The sequence below is a fragment of the Streptomyces sp. NBC_00038 genome (assembly GCF_026343635.1).
GTDB lineage: Bacteria > Actinomycetota > Actinomycetes > Streptomycetales > Streptomycetaceae > Streptomyces.
Genome location: NZ_JAPELQ010000001.1, coordinates 7,199,018 through 7,212,019, shown reverse-complemented (window position 1 = coordinate 7,212,019; position 13,002 = coordinate 7,199,018). Strand labels below are relative to the sequence as shown.

The following is a 13,002-nucleotide window of genomic DNA, read 5'->3' as shown; positions in this document are numbered from 1 at the left end:
GGGGTGGAAGACCGGAGATCTTCCGCCGGTGACACTCAGCCGATGTCGAGGCGAAGCAGGTCTTCCTCCGTCTCCCGGCGGACGATCACCCGGGCCTCGCCGTCGTTCACGGCGACGACCGGCGGGCGGAGTGCGTGGTTGTAATTGCTGGCCATGGAACGGCAGTAGGCGCCCGTGGCGGGTACGGCGATGAGGTCGCCGGGCGCGAGATCGGCGGGCAGGAAGGCATCGCGTACGACAATGTCGCCGCTCTCGCAGTGCTTGCCGACGACGCGCACGAGCATGGGCTCGGCGTCACTCGCACGAGAAACGAGGGCGACGCTGTACTCGGCGTCGTAGAGAGCGGTCCGGATGTTGTCGGACATGCCTCCGTCCACGGAGACGTACGTCCGCAGCCCGTCGAGCGGCTTGATGGTGCCGACCTCGTAGAGAGTGAAGGCGGTCGGGCCCACGATGGCGCGCCCGGGCTCCACGGAGATCCGGGGCGTCCGCAGCTTGGCGGCCTCGCACTCACGGGTGACGATCTCGTTCAGCGCCTTGGCGATCTCGTGCGGCTCGCGCGGGTCGTCCTCGCTGGTGTACGCGATACCGAGGCCGCCGCCGAGGTCGATCTCCGGCAGCTCGACACCGTGCTCGTCACGGACGGCGGCGAGCAGCGCGACCACGCGTCGGGCGGCGACCTCGAAGCCGGCCATGTCGAAGATCTGCGACCCGATGTGGCTGTGGATCCCGACGACTTCGAGCCCGTCGAGGGCCAGAGCCCGCCGTACGGCCTCCGCGGCCTGCCCGTCGGCGAGCGCGATCCCGAACTTCTGGTCCTCGTGCGCGGTCGCGATGAACTCGTGGGTGTGCGCCTCCACACCCACCGTCACCCGGATCTGCACGCGCTGCCGCTTGCCGAGGGACTGCGCGATGTGGGCGACCCGGACGATCTCCTGGAAGGAGTCGAGGACGATACGTCCGACACCGCTCTCGACGGCCTTGGTGATCTCTTCGGTGGACTTGTTGTTGCCGTGGAAGGCGATGCGGTCGGCGGGCATACCGGCGGAGAGCGCGGTGGCGAGCTCACCACCGGAGCAGACATCCAGATTGAGCCCCTCTTCGTGCAGCCAGCGCACGACGGCCCGGGACAGGAACGCCTTCCCGGCGTAGAAGACATCGGCGTCGTGCCCGAAGGCGGTACGCCAGGAACGCGCCCGCGCCCGGAAGTCGGCCTCGTCCATGAAGTACGCGGGGGTGCCGAACTCCTCGGCGAGCGTGGCCACATCGATGCCACCGACGCTGACGACCCCGTCTTCGTTACGGCTGACGGTGTGGGCCCAGACCTTCGGGTCGAGGGCGTTGAGGTCGGCGGGCGGGGCGGTGTAGTGCCCCTCGGTCAGAACATCGGCGTGACGGGGCCCGGCGGGGTGTGCGGAACGGCTCATGTCTGTGGGCTTTCTGCTGTGTCATCTGTTGTGCCAGATGTGTCAGATGTGTCATCTGCTGTTGTGTCATCTGCTGTGTCAGAGGTTTTCGGGTGCACTGATGCCGAGCAGGGACAGGCCACCGGCGAGCACCGTCCCGGCGGCTTCGGCGAGCGCGAGCCGGGCACGGTGGGCGGCCGAGGGTTTCTCGTCGCCGAGCGGCAACACGGTGTGCTGGAAGTCGAGGAGTGCGTCGGCGATGGTGACGAGATGCCGGGCGAGCCGGTCGGGGGCGCGGTGGGTCGCCGCGGCGCCGAGGACGCGGGGGTACTCGGCGAGGGAGGTGAGCAGGTCCTGCGCTTCGGATACGTCGCCGGGGGCGCTGTCGAAGCCGAGAGCGGCGGCGTTGCGGCTGAGGGCCCGGGTACAGGCGTGGGCGTACCGGACGCGGAAGAGGGGATTGCTCTCACGCTGGACGAGATGGTCCGCGGTGATCCTGGGCCGGTCATGGGGTGCGAGGTGGAGGAGCGCCCAGCGGGCGGCATCCGGACCGAGGAGGGCCGGGTCCTCCGGCGCCGGAACAGGGCGGAGGTTCACGGGCTCGGCGTGATGGACCTCAGCACGGCCGCCCTGGGTGGCGATGATCCGTACGAGGGTGTCGGCGACGACTTCGGCACGGGTGTCGTGGGGGACGCGGAGGGGGATGACCTGCCTGGTGAGGGTGTCGGCGTGCCCGTACCGGTTGGCTTGTAGGCGGATCTCGGAGACGAGCGTCCGGGCGACTTCCTGGCTGAGGCTGATGTTCAGAAATCCGGGTCCGGTGATCGCGACATCGGTGATGCCGTCCGCGCCCTTGAGGTGCGTCCGCAGGATCTCGGCAACCTGCCGCGGCGCCCGCCCGGCCGGACGCGCCAGCTGCAACGCGATGTTCGTGGCGTAGTCCCCACACCCTCCGGGCCCGGGAGACGTCACCACGGCCCGTGCTGGCACCACCACGCTCAGTTCCCCCTCATCCACAGCACGACGCACCGCGCGCAGCACGGTACGGGAGAGCTCGACGGGGGTCACGGGACAAGCCTAGGGGAGGAGGGGGGTGGGTAGGCGAGTCGGTTTGGGGGTGGGTCCGGGATGTGGACGGGGTGGGGGGCGGGGTGGCGGAGGCGCGGGTTCGGGGATTGCGGTGGGTGGGTGGCGGTGGCCGCTCGGGGGGCGGGGGCGGATTCGGTGGCGGTGACCGCTCGGGGGCGGGTGCGGATTCGATGGCGGGGGGCGCCTCGTCGGTGAGGTGTGTGGACGTCGGCGGCCGGTCGGCGAATCGTTGGTGTGCACGGACGCCGGTCCGTGGCCCGTTGGCGATGGGCAGGCCGGCCAATGGCAAGCCCGTCAGTGACCGGTACGTCCGGCCCGCTCGGCTCTCTCGGCCTCCTCGGCACCGAAGGCACCGTGGAACGACGACCCGGCGTCGGCGTCGCCCCCATCACCACCCACGCCGGCACCACTGACACCACCAGTACCACTGACACCACCGGTACTGCTGGCACCGCCGCCTGCGCTGCTCCCCCGACGCTCCATCAACTGTCGTACGAGCCGCACGAGTTCGGCGGGCTCGAAGGGTTTGGCGAGGAAGGCGTCGACCCCCACATCGAGCCCGCTCTCGACCTCGTACTGAGTGCAGGCACTGACGATGGCGAGGGGAAGATTCCGGGTCCGCGGATCGGCCCGAAGCCGAGCGGCGGTACGCAACCCGTCCAACCGAGGCATGACCACATCGAGTGTCACCACATCGGGCCGCACCTGATGCACCACGTCCAGACATTCGGCACCATCGGCCGCGGTCACGACCTCGAGACCCTCCAGCTCGAGATTGACCCTGATCAGCTGCCGGATGACCTTGTTGTCGTCCACAACAAGCACCCGACCCGACGCGCCTGGCACAACTTGAGAGTAGGTCCGCACCCACCACCGCGTCCGGGTTTTCCCCACTTCCACCCCCTGCGGACACCCCTTCTTCCACCCCGCCCGGAACCCACCACTCCCCCGACAACACCCCGCCCCACCCCCACCGAAACCCATGCCCGTCACCCCCAAAAGAGCTGGTAGGGTTCTACCCGTCGCCGCACAAAGCGCCCGACACGCCCCCGTAGCTCAGGGGATAGAGCAACGGCCTCCGGAGCCGTGTGCGCAGGTTCGAATCCTGCCGGGGGCACCCTGTATGAGGTGCCCAGAGACCCCGCCATCAGCGCTTTAGCTGAGGACGGGGTCTTGGCGTTTGTGCAGCCATATGCAGCCCTGAGCGGCCCTATGTCAGAGTCCGTGGACTATTCGTGGACAGGATCTTGCGGGCATCGTCCCTGGTCAGCCCCCAGAAACGACGAAGGCCCCCGGACGGAATCCAGGGGCCTGGAGCCTAACGCGGCTCACGCACTACTCATACGCGGTCGTCACTCGTACTCGCGCAACAGCTCTTCGATCTTACGGTTGGCGACCTCTTGCCGCCCGTCGATGCACTTCGCGTAGCGGCTAAGCAGGACCTCAACGCTGTTGCCCGCGCGTTCGGCGACCTCGGTTGCGTCAACACCAGAGTTGAGCCATGTAGACAGCGCCGAGTGCCGCAGGTCGTACGGGCGTGACGCGAGCGGCGAGGCGACCGCGGCCGGCGGGAGCGCCAGCACACGAGCCTCCTGCCACACGCGGTAGTACGTCGACGAGCCGACCACTCCCCCACGCTCGTTGGTAAACAGGCGCCCGTCCTCCGCAGTGCCGAACGTGTCGAGGTGATCCCGCAGGATCGCAACGAGCTGAGGCGGGATAGGGACCGGCCGAACCTCCTCCACTGGCCGATTCTTGAGCCCGCGATCGTCGTGCGTTTCGCCAGAGTCGGTCCAGCGCTTTCCCACACTTGGGCGAGTCCGATTCAGGAGCGCCGTCCCCCAGCCCTTTTCGGGCAGCTTCAGGTCTGCCTCCGTGAGCCCGACAGCTTCGGCTGGACGAAACGCGCCGTAGTACATGCAGGCGAACAGGCCGACTAGCCGACGACCGCGGGCCCGACCATATCCGCCGATGTAAGAGACCGCGGTCAGCATGGCTCGGGCCTGTTCCGGGTTGGCCACTACCCGCGGATCTACTTCCTTGACAACCTTCGGCTTCTTCCAGCGGATTGAAGTGATCGGATTCTCTTTAAACTCTCCGAGATCCACCGCGTAGTGCAGCGCGTTGACGAGTGTCCGCCGCTTACGCTGTACGGTCTCCGCTGCTGCCACCGTGCCGTCGAGCTTGAGTTTCAGCGAATCGAGAACGGCACGGCCGATCGAGGCATCCGCAAGGTCCGAGAGGGAACGCGACGCCTTGGCCACCCAGTGCAGCGTGTTCGCAATCTCTACCGGCAGCTCACGGTTTTCGGGTCCAGGAAGCACAAAGCCCAGTTCCGGAGAGACTTCCTCAGTAGTTCATCGGATGGCCGTCCCGGGCGGTCGTCGAGAAGGACCACCGTCACAGCGGTCAACGACTCGTTGATCCCGTCGCGCGTGTTGGGCGCAACATGCGGCCACTTCATCACGAGGTACTTGAGCGCGAAGGAGTACCACGTCATGGAAGGAGCCTTCTCAGCCATCGAGTCAGGCAGCCCGCTCACGGCGTCGAATTCTTCACCGTCACGCGTGGCACGGAGCAGCTTGGAGCGGTAATTGTCCGCAAGCCCCTTGGTGCGGAACGACTCTGAGAACACCTTCCCGACAACGGCCCATCTGACGTCATAGGACGACTTCTTGGTGTTCCTCTTCCGAACGCCCCAGACCTTCACATCGAGTGACTTCATGCCGCCTCCCTCTCTCGGCTGTTCAGCCACGCCGTGAAGTCACTGCGCCACACCCTCAGTTCACCATTGGGCAACTTGAAAGCCCGGGGAGCCTGCCCCAACTCACGCCAGCGGTAGAAAGTCCGCCGTGAAACATCCTTGAGCTCAGCCAGGATTTCCTTAACGGTCATCAGCTCGTCTTTCACGCCGGCGCTCCGTCCAAGGCTCGGCTGTCCTGCAAGGCCTCGCGTGCTGTCTCGCGGTTCAGTTGGAGGTCTCGGGCGATGGATGCGGCGAGGGCGGATTCTCCGGGGGTGTGGCCGTGGCCGGCGTATTGCCAGGAGGCGAGGACGAGCACGGTGTCCGGCTCGGTGTCGTCGAGGCCGCGGGTTTGGCGTTCCTGGGCGGCCCGGTAGTCGGCGCGGGTCTGACGGAGGGTGCCGAGCGTGGTCGAGTAGCGGCGGGACTTCGAGGAGAAGTGACCGCGGAAGCCGAGCATGTGAGCCCAGGCGCGTAACCGCCGGTCGGGGTAGAGGGGTTCAAGATCGAAGCAGGCGTCGATGAGGCGGCGGGCGTGGTCAGGGACGCCGAGGAGCACGGGGGCCTCGCGGTTGCCGATCGGCCGGTCGAGAGTGCCGGTGGTTTCAGCGGCTTTGGTGGCGTACTTGGCGACGTAGGAGGCGACCGCCTGCTCTGTGATGTCCGTACCGTCGCCGAAGGCTCTGACGGGGCGGATGTCGAGCTGGGTGCCCCACTGGAAGGTGCGCGCCGGCTCGTCGCCCGCGGCGGGTACGGAGACCGTGGCGTAGCGGTGCACCGCGGCGGCGCGGATCGCTGCGTCGAGGAGGTCGACGGTGGCCCATGACGGCGGCGGATCATCAGGGCCGTCGGGTCCGTCGAGGCGGATCACGGCGTGGAAGTGGACGGCGCCGCGCTTTTGGAATTCGGCGACCTTGCCGTACGACAGGCGACAGGTATCGGCGAGCTCGCGTTGGGTCAGGCCGGCGCGTGCGGCGATCTCGCGGCGGAGCCGCTTGACGAAGCGGTGCCACAGGTCGCCGGCGTGGTTGTTGAACAGCACCGCAGCCGCGTAGTCGTATGACGCCGGATCGAGCGCCGTACCCAGCGCCTGATCACCTTCGGTGTGCCGGGCACCGCAGCGGCAGCGACCGTGCGTGGGCCGGTTGTGGACGGCCCCGAACGAGGGGGCGGTGAAGGTGGCGAAGACGCGGGGGTGTTCGCGGACGGTGGCGGGGATGTCGTGGCGGTCATCGCCTGCCAGGCCGGCGCGGATGAGGTGGTAGGTGTCGCCGGCGTACATCCAAGCGCAGGACGGGCAGCGGGAAGCGCGCCGGTTGCCGCAGGCGATCCGCAGCCGGCCGCCCGGCTCATGCTCGGTGCTGTAGCGGTGCAGCGTCTCACCGGTCGTCTTGTCTTTGGTGAGGGTCCAGCCGGTCAGGTGGATCGGGTCGGAGCAGCCACCGGTGCGCTTGATCTGGTCTTGCCAGCGGTCGAAGCCCGGAGTCCCGACCACCCTCAGCATGTCCGTGAGGGTGGCCGGGGCGAGGCCCGCGAGGGTCGCGGCGTCGGTCATGCGGCACCCTCCGCGGTGCGCGCGGCGAGCTCGTCTAGCACGGTGGCGGCTTGCTCAGCGGCCATGGCCAGGGTGCGCAGGGCAGGGGCGGCGTTGGGGTCGGCGAGGAGAACGATGTCCACGTCGCCGTTGCCGATGCGGAGACTGATGAACGGTGCAGGGCTGTTGTGGTCGACACCATCGAAGACGCGAATCACGGTCTCGGTGTCGGGCTCAAGGTGGGCCGAGGCGGTGATGGTTTTCACGCGGCCACCCCCCAGACCGCGGCGTGCAGGCGGGTGCGCAGGGGCAGGGTGCCGGTGCCCACGCAGGTCTTGCAGTGGACCGTGATGGTGCGCAGGTGGCCGTGCCGGTCGCGTCCGCCGAGGGTGACGGCGGCGGAAGCGTGTCCGTCGCAGTCCGGGCAGATCCGGGCCGGGGCAGGGGCGCGGTCGGTCATGATGGAGGTTCCTTCCGGTTCAGTGGATCGGGCAGGAGCACGGCGCCCGGAGCGGACGAAACTTGGCGGTAGAGGCCGCTCCGGGGGCCGGTCACTTATGGGACTTGGGCACCTTCACGGCGAGGGTGACGAGTCCGCCGCCGCCGATCAGGGTGGGTATCGCGGCCTTGACCGCTACGGCCGTTGTCGCGGCGACCTCGATCAGCGAGAGCACGGCGATGGTGGTGAGGTAGACGACGCCGCACAGGCCGACCGTGGCGGCGAGGATCACGACCACCGGACCCACCCATGAGCGGGGCGTGGTGTGGACGATGACGACCGTGCGCGGGTCGCTGCCCGGGGGGAGCAGGTCGGCCGGGATGTGGCCGGCGCGGAGTTGTTGGTCGGGGCGGATCACGGTGGTTCTCCCTTCCAGGGCGAGTTACTTGGTGGCGGAGTCGATCGCGGGGGCGAGGAAGCTGTCGGCGAGGAGGTAGCCACCGATCAGCAGGACCAGGACGAGCCACATCGGCGGGCGGACGAGCTTGATACCGACCAGACCGACGCAGGCGATGAAGAACCACAGCGGCACGGACATCGAGGCTTCCTTCCTGGTCAGCGGACCGGGCAGCGGTGGCCCTGGGCGGCGAGCATGGCGGGGGTGACGTCGTCGTACTCGACCGACCAACCGCAGTCCTCAGCGGCGCAGACGGCGACGTACTTCATCTCGCCGCGGCGTCCGTTGGCGGTGCCGACGGTGACCTGTCCGACGCGGCGGAGTTCTCGGTAGATCTGGTAGAGGCTCATGGGCGGTTGTCCTTTCGGTTCAGGTGAGTTGGGCGGCGATCGCGTCCGCCATCGCGGCGGGAACGCCGAGACGGGCGCGGAGGGTGTCGGTGTCGATCCGGGATCCGGTGCGGGTCTGGTAGTCGTCGGCGACCTTGCGGGCGTGAGCAACCAGCGCGGCCGGAACCTGCGGAGCCGGCTCGGCAGCGGGCAGAGCCGGAACGTCCTCAGCAGCAGGAAGCGCGGCGGTTTCCGGCTGGGAGACGGGGACAGGGGCGACGGCGGGCGCACGCTCGACGTCGGGCATGGGCACGGTGGCTGTGGGCGCCGGCGAAGCCGATGCACCGCCCTCATCCGACTTCGAGTGGGCGAGGAGGGTGCCGCCGAGGAAGGCGAGCGCGGGCCAGCCGGCGACGCCGAACCGCAGCCAGGCCGGGGGGTGCTCGAGGTCGAGGAAGCCAGCGGTAGCGACGTTGGCGCCGAGCGAGGCGACCAGGGCGATCAGGAACCAGGACCACGCCAGCCGCGACGGCCCGTCACTGCGCAGCCGACGCCACGCGGCGACCAGGAGCAGGTCGACCGAGACAGGGTAGGCCCAGGCCTTCCAGCCGTCCTGTCCGGCCGCGGCTGCCAGGTCATGCAGGTGGGCGAAGGAAAGAGCACCAGCGATCACGGCTTGCACGAGTACGGCGTCCGGGCGGATCGAGCGCTTCATGTCTTCACCTCCTTCAGGGAGTTGGGCCGGGGCGGAGCGGGGAACGATGTCCGGCCGCCCAGCCCCGGACGGGGTTCAGTCGGTGGCTTCGCCAGTGCCGAGGCAGGCGAGGCAGATGCCGGTCTGCTGACCGACGACGCGCTGTTTGCGGCCAGCACGGACGGTGCGGGGGATCTCTCCGGTGCCCTTGCACGGCTCGCACTTCGCGGGCTCCGGCACGGCGGCCGTGCGGCGGGTGGTGGTCTTGCGCGCGGCCACGGCGGTCACGGCTCCAGCCGGGGGTAGCCGTGGCCCTGGGGCGGGTAGGTGCCCCACGCGCGGTGAATGAACTCGGCGTCCAGAGCGCTGCCCAGGACCGCGATGAAGTCGTCGATCACCGGGTGGAAGTGCAGGTGATTTTGCAGCCCCTCGAAGAGGTAACCGAGCCGGTTGGCGTCGTCTCGCTCGATGGGGTCGAACTCGGACCACTGTTCGTTGCACATCGATGTCCTCCTGGCTTCGGGCATGGGGCGGGTAGGGACAGGGCGCGAGGCGGTCACGCCGGCCGATGGAGCGGGGAGGGATCAGGCGGCTTTGGCCACCACAGCCGCGGCAGCCGCCGCGAGGGACGCGACATCGTCGACCGGCTTGAAGCGGGCCAGTTCCGGCAGATCCGGGGTCAGATGGGCATGCCGGTTGCAGGCGGACACGGCCTGCCGCATCGAGGTATGCGGAGTACGAATGCGGACCCACTCGCCGGTCGAGTAGCCGACCACAGCCATCCCGCGGCGCGTGTTGGGGATCTGGGTGGCAGCGAACACGGCGTGCGGGGAGATGTCGCCGAAGGCCATCTTGGCGGTGGCTTCGTCGTTGACGCGGTGCACGGTGCGGCCGGTCAACTGGGCGCGCAGCATGGTGATTCCGTCGCCGAGTTCGGAGCCGAAGCGCTGCCCGTAGATGTCGAGGAAGATGCCGCCGGCGCGGCCCAGTTGAGCGAGGCGAATCAGGGCGGTGATGATCCGGTCGCGGCGCGGGTCGTTCCGTTTGGTGCTCATGGCGAGTTCGGCGATCTCGTCGATCGTGACCACGATCGGCACCGGGCGCAGAGCTTCGGGCAGGTCCCAGATGTTCGCGGCGATCTCCGCATCCGGGATGGCGGCGCTGATCCGCTGCTCCCGCCGGATCACGTCGTACGTGCCTTCCATGCGGGACACGAGAGCTTCGAGGAGGTCGGCGGCGTCGGCAGGGTTGTCGGCGAGCGCGGAGAAGCGGCGCATGAACGGGCCGAGTTCGATCTTCTTGCAGTCGATGCCCACCAGGGCGACGGGTTGCGAGGCGAGTTCTTTGATCACAGTGCGCTGCAAGACGGACTTGCCGGACTGGGTGGCGCCGACCGTGACCGAGTGCGGCACCTCCCGGTAGTCCCGGTAGTGGACCGAGCCGTCCTCCACCAGCGCCACGGGGATCTTCAGGTGTCCGCGGTCGGTCCTGGCGGGCATCTGCACGTGCTTGAGGACGTCGTAGCCGGTCAGGGTGATCTCGACAACGCCCGGCTTCACCTCGCGCGAGGTGACCTGATGGACGGCAAAGGAGTGACGCAGCCGGTCGGCCGCGGCGGAGAACTCGAACGCGTCCTGACCCGGGCGCATCTTGATCCGCAGCCGGACACCGGTCCGTGTGGGCTTGAGCCACAGCAGCCGCGGGATGCGCTGCTGCGGAGTCGGCTTCTTCAACCAGCGGGCCAGCGTCAGCCGCAGGCGGGAGGCCGGCACGGTGAGGTGGCAGGCGTCCATGACCGTGGCGTAGCGCAAGCGGATCCGCAGGGCCGCGAGGGCAATGCCGAAGGTCAGCCAGTACCAGGCCGGGCGGCGCCACCGCAGCAGCAGCGCCAGCCCGACCACGACCGCAACGGCGATCGTTAACCACGTCATCATCAGGCCGCCTTGGGCTTCGAGACGCCGGCGGCGAGCGAGGTCACGGCGACCGCGCGGAAGGCGATGCCGTGCCGCTTCTGGCCGTTGAACTCGTTCTCCCACGGACGGGCGACCAGACCGGTCAGCGCGACCGGGGTACCCATGACCAGCTCACCGGAGACGTCCGCCTCGGCGACCGTGATCGTCACGACCTCGGCGTTGCCGTTCATCACGAACAGCACGTCCACCGTGACCAGCGTGTTGCCCGTGTCCAAGTCGGTGGCGATCACGCCGTTCTTCTTGTCCCGCATTTTGACCTGCGGGGGCTGGGCGACCATCAGGGTCGCGCCGTTCGTGTCGACGGGGATCTGACGCATCGTCTTGTCTCCTGATCTTGCGGGGAGTTGAGAGCCACCGTTTCGGCGGTGAGATCAGGAGACCGCGAGAGGTACTGGACGCATCACGGTCCGTATGGACGTTTGGGGACGTCTGATGTATCGTCAAAACGTCCCTGATACGTCCCAGGAGAGGGCACGTCATGGCGAACGAGCGTCTGCGCGCGGCGATTTCAGCGAAGGGCGAGACGATCCAGTCCGTTGCTCAGCACGTCGGCATCGACCCGAAGAGTGTGGAGCGCTGGATCACGACCAACCGCACTCCGCACCGGGGCCACCGCTGGAAGGCAGCAAGCTTCCTTGGCGTCGATGAGGTCTACCTCTGGCCCACCGTCGAGAAGCAGGCCGAGACGGCGAGCACATCCGAGCTGATCACGTACTACCCGCACCGGGGCGCGGTCCCGGCATCGCTGTGGTCATCGCTGATCGAGACGGCGACGGATCAGGTCGACATCCTCGTATACGCGGGTCTGTTCCTCTTCGACAGCAACCCGGATCTTCCTGACCAGTTGTCCGAGAAGGCGAAAGCCGGCGCCCAGATACGCATCCTGATCGGCGACCCGGCCTCCGAGATGGTGCGGCAGCGAGGCGATGAGGAAGGTATCGGCGACGACTTGGCCGCACGCGCCCGGATCACACGGCGCTACCTCGAACCGGCGATGAAAACACCCGGCGTTGAGATCAGGTTGCACGACACGATCTTGTACAACTCGATCTACCGGTTCGACGACGACGTTTTGGTGAACCCGCACGTACTCGGAGCGCCGGCGGGACAGAACCCGGTTCTGCACTTCCGGTATATCCCGGGCGCCCGGACTTTCCGGCACTACATGCGCAGCTTCGACTACGCGTGGGAGCGCGGACGACTCACGTAGGCAACAGGTCGAGCAGCGACCGGACATGCGACGCTTGATGCATGGCCCGCGTCGACTACTTCAATGATCCGAATGCCCCGAAGGCGAACAGCATCGTCCCCTCGGTCACCGCCGTTGCGCTGAACGAGGCCGGGGAAATCCTGTTGATCCACAAGACTGACAACAACCTGTGGGCACTACCCGGAGGCGGAGTCGACCTCGGCGAGTCGGCTCCCAGTGCCGCTGTGCGGGAGACGAAGGAAGAGACCGGGTTCGACGTCGAGGTGACGGGCTTGGTCGGCATCTACACCAACCCGGCGCACGTCTTGGCGTACGACGACGGCGAGGTACGCCAACAGTTCTCGATCTGCTTCACGGCGCGCATCGTCGGCGGCGAGCTACGGACCAGCAGCGAGAGCAAAGAAGTGGCGTTCGTCGACCCGAGCAGGTTGGACGAGCTGAACATCCATCCGTCCATGCGGATGCGGATCGATCACGGCTTGGCCAGCCGGCCGGAGCCCTACATCGGCTGATCACCGAGGCGGGCAAGCGTCCGCTCAATGGCTGTCCCAAGGTAGGGCCGCGCCTTACTGATCGCGGTGTGCACTTCGCTGCCGACCTCGTACCGGTCCAAGATCTCATCAATGCGGCGGTCGAACTCGAAGGCCTGCCCAGCGGGGCCAGTCGTCATGTCGGCATAGATCAGAGCATCCAAGACCGGGGAGTCCTCCCGCTCGTACACGGCCAACTCGGCAGTAAGCCCGCGTTGTTCGGCCTCATACACGGCCCCGGAGTGGTGAGCGACCAGCCGCACGAGACGCGACGGTGCGCCGAGCGTCTCCAGGTAGCGCGCACCGTCGAGGGGATGAAATCCGGTGTCCCGCAGCTCCGGGGCGTAGCCGATGTCATGCAGCCAGGCAGCCGCGACAAGTAGATCCCGGTCCTCTTCGGACACGGCCGCTGAAGCCTCGCGCGCATGCTCCGCCACAGCCTGAGTGTGCAGCCAGCGGTTCCCCAGCGGGGGCAACAGTGACTCGGCCAGTTCAGCCGCTCCCTGAGGCGTGTCCAATGCAGATGCCATGAACCGCACGGTAGCCGACCGAGCAGACTCGCCGACAGCCCGGGATCAGCCGCTCCGGATCATGGCGC

18 protein-coding genes, 1 tRNA gene and 1 pseudogene are annotated in these 13,002 nt (G+C 67.9%); 3 read left to right on the top strand and 17 right to left on the bottom strand.

The genetic code is table 11. The features are described 5' to 3' along the window. Positions 1-35 precede the first annotated feature (35 nt). The 3 genes from lysA to OG219_RS32790 form a co-directional block, all read right to left on the bottom strand. The gene (gene lysA / locus OG219_RS32800; protein WP_266832629.1) at positions 36-1,427 is read right to left on the bottom strand and encodes a diaminopimelate decarboxylase; all 1,392 of its coding nucleotides are present in this window, start codon (positions 1,425-1,427) and stop codon (positions 36-38) included. A 78-nt stretch (positions 1,428-1,505) separates the two neighbouring features. After that, complete coding sequence (gene nrtL / locus OG219_RS32795) at positions 1,506-2,474, bottom strand: ArgS-related anticodon-binding protein NrtL (RefSeq protein WP_266832627.1); 969 nt, start codon at positions 2,472-2,474, stop codon at positions 1,506-1,508. A 315-nt stretch (positions 2,475-2,789) separates the two neighbouring features. Continuing rightward, positions 2,790-3,395, bottom strand: coding sequence for a response regulator (locus tag OG219_RS32790; RefSeq protein ID WP_266836313.1), 606 nt, complete (start codon positions 3,393-3,395; stop codon positions 2,790-2,792). 145 nt (positions 3,396-3,540) lie between these two features. Here OG219_RS32790 and OG219_RS32785 point away from each other — a divergent pair. Beyond that, positions 3,541-3,612, top strand: a tRNA-Arg gene (locus tag OG219_RS32785). 235 nt (positions 3,613-3,847) lie between these two features. On the opposite strand, the pseudogene OG219_RS32780 reads toward OG219_RS32785, so the two are convergent. The 13 genes and pseudogenes from OG219_RS32780 to OG219_RS32720 form a co-directional block, all read right to left on the bottom strand. After that, a pseudogene (locus OG219_RS32780) lies at positions 3,848-5,220 on the bottom strand (tyrosine-type recombinase/integrase). Further along, a complete protein-coding gene (locus OG219_RS32775) occupies positions 5,217-5,390 on the bottom strand; it encodes an AlpA family transcriptional regulator (RefSeq protein ID WP_266836312.1) in 174 nt (57 codons plus the stop codon). The pseudogene OG219_RS32780 and the gene OG219_RS32775 overlap by 4 nt, the downstream one beginning before the upstream one ends. An 11-nt stretch (positions 5,391-5,401) precedes the next feature. Further along, positions 5,402-6,793 carry a replication initiator protein RepSA gene (gene repSA / locus OG219_RS32770; protein ID WP_266832625.1) on the bottom strand — a complete coding sequence of 464 codons (1,392 nt, stop codon included), beginning with the start codon at positions 6,791-6,793 and terminating at the stop codon, positions 5,402-5,404. Next, positions 6,790-7,038 carry a hypothetical protein gene (locus tag OG219_RS32765; protein WP_266832623.1) on the bottom strand — a complete coding sequence of 83 codons (249 nt, stop codon included), beginning with the start codon at positions 7,036-7,038 and terminating at the stop codon, positions 6,790-6,792. The genes repSA and OG219_RS32765 overlap by 4 nt, the downstream gene beginning before the upstream one ends. Beyond that, positions 7,035-7,232 carry a hypothetical protein gene (locus OG219_RS32760; protein ID WP_266832621.1) on the bottom strand — a complete coding sequence of 66 codons (198 nt, stop codon included), beginning with the start codon at positions 7,230-7,232 and terminating at the stop codon, positions 7,035-7,037. The genes OG219_RS32765 and OG219_RS32760 overlap by 4 nt, the downstream gene beginning before the upstream one ends. Positions 7,233-7,323: 91 nt before the next feature. Further along, complete coding sequence (locus OG219_RS32755; protein ID WP_266832619.1) at positions 7,324-7,629, bottom strand: hypothetical protein; 306 nt, start codon at positions 7,627-7,629, stop codon at positions 7,324-7,326. Positions 7,630-7,653: 24 nt separating this feature from the next. After that, positions 7,654-7,809, bottom strand: coding sequence for a hypothetical protein (locus tag OG219_RS32750; protein ID WP_266832617.1), 156 nt, complete (start codon positions 7,807-7,809; stop codon positions 7,654-7,656). A gap of 17 nt (positions 7,810-7,826) precedes the next feature. Then, a complete protein-coding gene (locus tag OG219_RS32745; protein ID WP_266832615.1) occupies positions 7,827-8,018 on the bottom strand; it encodes a mobile element transfer protein in 192 nt (63 codons plus the stop codon). A 19-nt stretch (positions 8,019-8,037) separates the two neighbouring features. After that, positions 8,038-8,712: a DUF2637 domain-containing protein gene (locus tag OG219_RS32740; protein ID WP_266832613.1), complete on the bottom strand. Its 675-nt coding sequence runs from the start codon at positions 8,710-8,712 to the stop codon at positions 8,038-8,040. 75 nt (positions 8,713-8,787) lie between these two features. After that, the gene (locus tag OG219_RS32735) at positions 8,788-8,970 is read right to left on the bottom strand and encodes a hypothetical protein (RefSeq protein ID WP_266836311.1); all 183 of its coding nucleotides are present in this window, start codon (positions 8,968-8,970) and stop codon (positions 8,788-8,790) included. Between the two features lie 5 nt (positions 8,971-8,975). Further along, positions 8,976-9,194 carry a hypothetical protein gene (locus OG219_RS32730; protein ID WP_266832611.1) on the bottom strand — a complete coding sequence of 73 codons (219 nt, stop codon included), beginning with the start codon at positions 9,192-9,194 and terminating at the stop codon, positions 8,976-8,978. An 81-nt stretch (positions 9,195-9,275) separates the two neighbouring features. Then, positions 9,276-10,622 (bottom strand): FtsK/SpoIIIE domain-containing protein, encoded by a 1,347-nt coding sequence (locus OG219_RS32725; RefSeq protein ID WP_266836310.1) that lies wholly within the window; start codon positions 10,620-10,622, stop codon positions 9,276-9,278. Between the two features lie 2 nt (positions 10,623-10,624). Further along, a complete protein-coding gene (locus OG219_RS32720) occupies positions 10,625-10,981 on the bottom strand; it encodes a hypothetical protein (protein WP_266832609.1) in 357 nt (118 codons plus the stop codon). A gap of 161 nt (positions 10,982-11,142) precedes the next feature. Between OG219_RS32720 and OG219_RS32715 the strand changes: the two genes are divergently transcribed. Next, positions 11,143-11,874: an XRE family transcriptional regulator gene (locus OG219_RS32715; protein ID WP_266832607.1), complete on the top strand. Its 732-nt coding sequence runs from the start codon at positions 11,143-11,145 to the stop codon at positions 11,872-11,874. A 41-nt stretch (positions 11,875-11,915) separates the two neighbouring features. Further along, a complete protein-coding gene (locus OG219_RS32710) occupies positions 11,916-12,386 on the top strand; it encodes an NUDIX hydrolase (protein WP_266832606.1) in 471 nt (156 codons plus the stop codon). Here OG219_RS32710 and OG219_RS32705 read toward each other — a convergent pair. Further along, positions 12,374-12,934 (bottom strand): HD domain-containing protein, encoded by a 561-nt coding sequence (locus OG219_RS32705; protein WP_266832604.1) that lies wholly within the window; start codon positions 12,932-12,934, stop codon positions 12,374-12,376. The genes OG219_RS32710 and OG219_RS32705 overlap by 13 nt on opposite strands. Positions 12,935-13,002 lie beyond the last annotated feature (68 nt).

Coding starts and splice junctions, on each gene's coding strand:
- lysA (WP_266832629.1), bottom strand. CDS start 1,427: ATGAGCCGTTCCGCACACCCCGCCGGGCCCCGTCACGCCGATGTTCTG.
- OG219_RS32775 (WP_266836312.1), bottom strand. CDS start 5,390: ATGACCGTTAAGGAAATCCTGGCTGAGCTCAAGGATGTTTCACGGCGG.
- repSA (WP_266832625.1), bottom strand. CDS start 6,793: ATGACCGACGCCGCGACCCTCGCGGGCCTCGCCCCGGCCACCCTCACG.
- OG219_RS32760 (WP_266832621.1), bottom strand. CDS start 7,232: ATGACCGACCGCGCCCCTGCCCCGGCCCGGATCTGCCCGGACTGCGAC.
- OG219_RS32750 (WP_266832617.1), bottom strand. CDS start 7,809: ATGTCCGTGCCGCTGTGGTTCTTCATCGCCTGCGTCGGTCTGGTCGGT.
- OG219_RS32745 (WP_266832615.1), bottom strand. CDS start 8,018: ATGAGCCTCTACCAGATCTACCGAGAACTCCGCCGCGTCGGACAGGTC.
- OG219_RS32740 (WP_266832613.1), bottom strand. CDS start 8,712: ATGAAGCGCTCGATCCGCCCGGACGCCGTACTCGTGCAAGCCGTGATC.
- OG219_RS32730 (WP_266832611.1), bottom strand. CDS start 9,194: ATGTGCAACGAACAGTGGTCCGAGTTCGACCCCATCGAGCGAGACGAC.
- OG219_RS32725 (WP_266836310.1), bottom strand. CDS start 10,622: ATGACGTGGTTAACGATCGCCGTTGCGGTCGTGGTCGGGCTGGCGCTG.
- OG219_RS32720 (WP_266832609.1), bottom strand. CDS start 10,981: ATGCGTCAGATCCCCGTCGACACGAACGGCGCGACCCTGATGGTCGCC.
- OG219_RS32715 (WP_266832607.1), top strand. CDS start 11,143: ATGGCGAACGAGCGTCTGCGCGCGGCGATTTCAGCGAAGGGCGAGACG.
- OG219_RS32710 (WP_266832606.1), top strand. CDS start 11,916: ATGGCCCGCGTCGACTACTTCAATGATCCGAATGCCCCGAAGGCGAAC.
- OG219_RS32705 (WP_266832604.1), bottom strand. CDS start 12,934: ATGGCATCTGCATTGGACACGCCTCAGGGAGCGGCTGAACTGGCCGAG.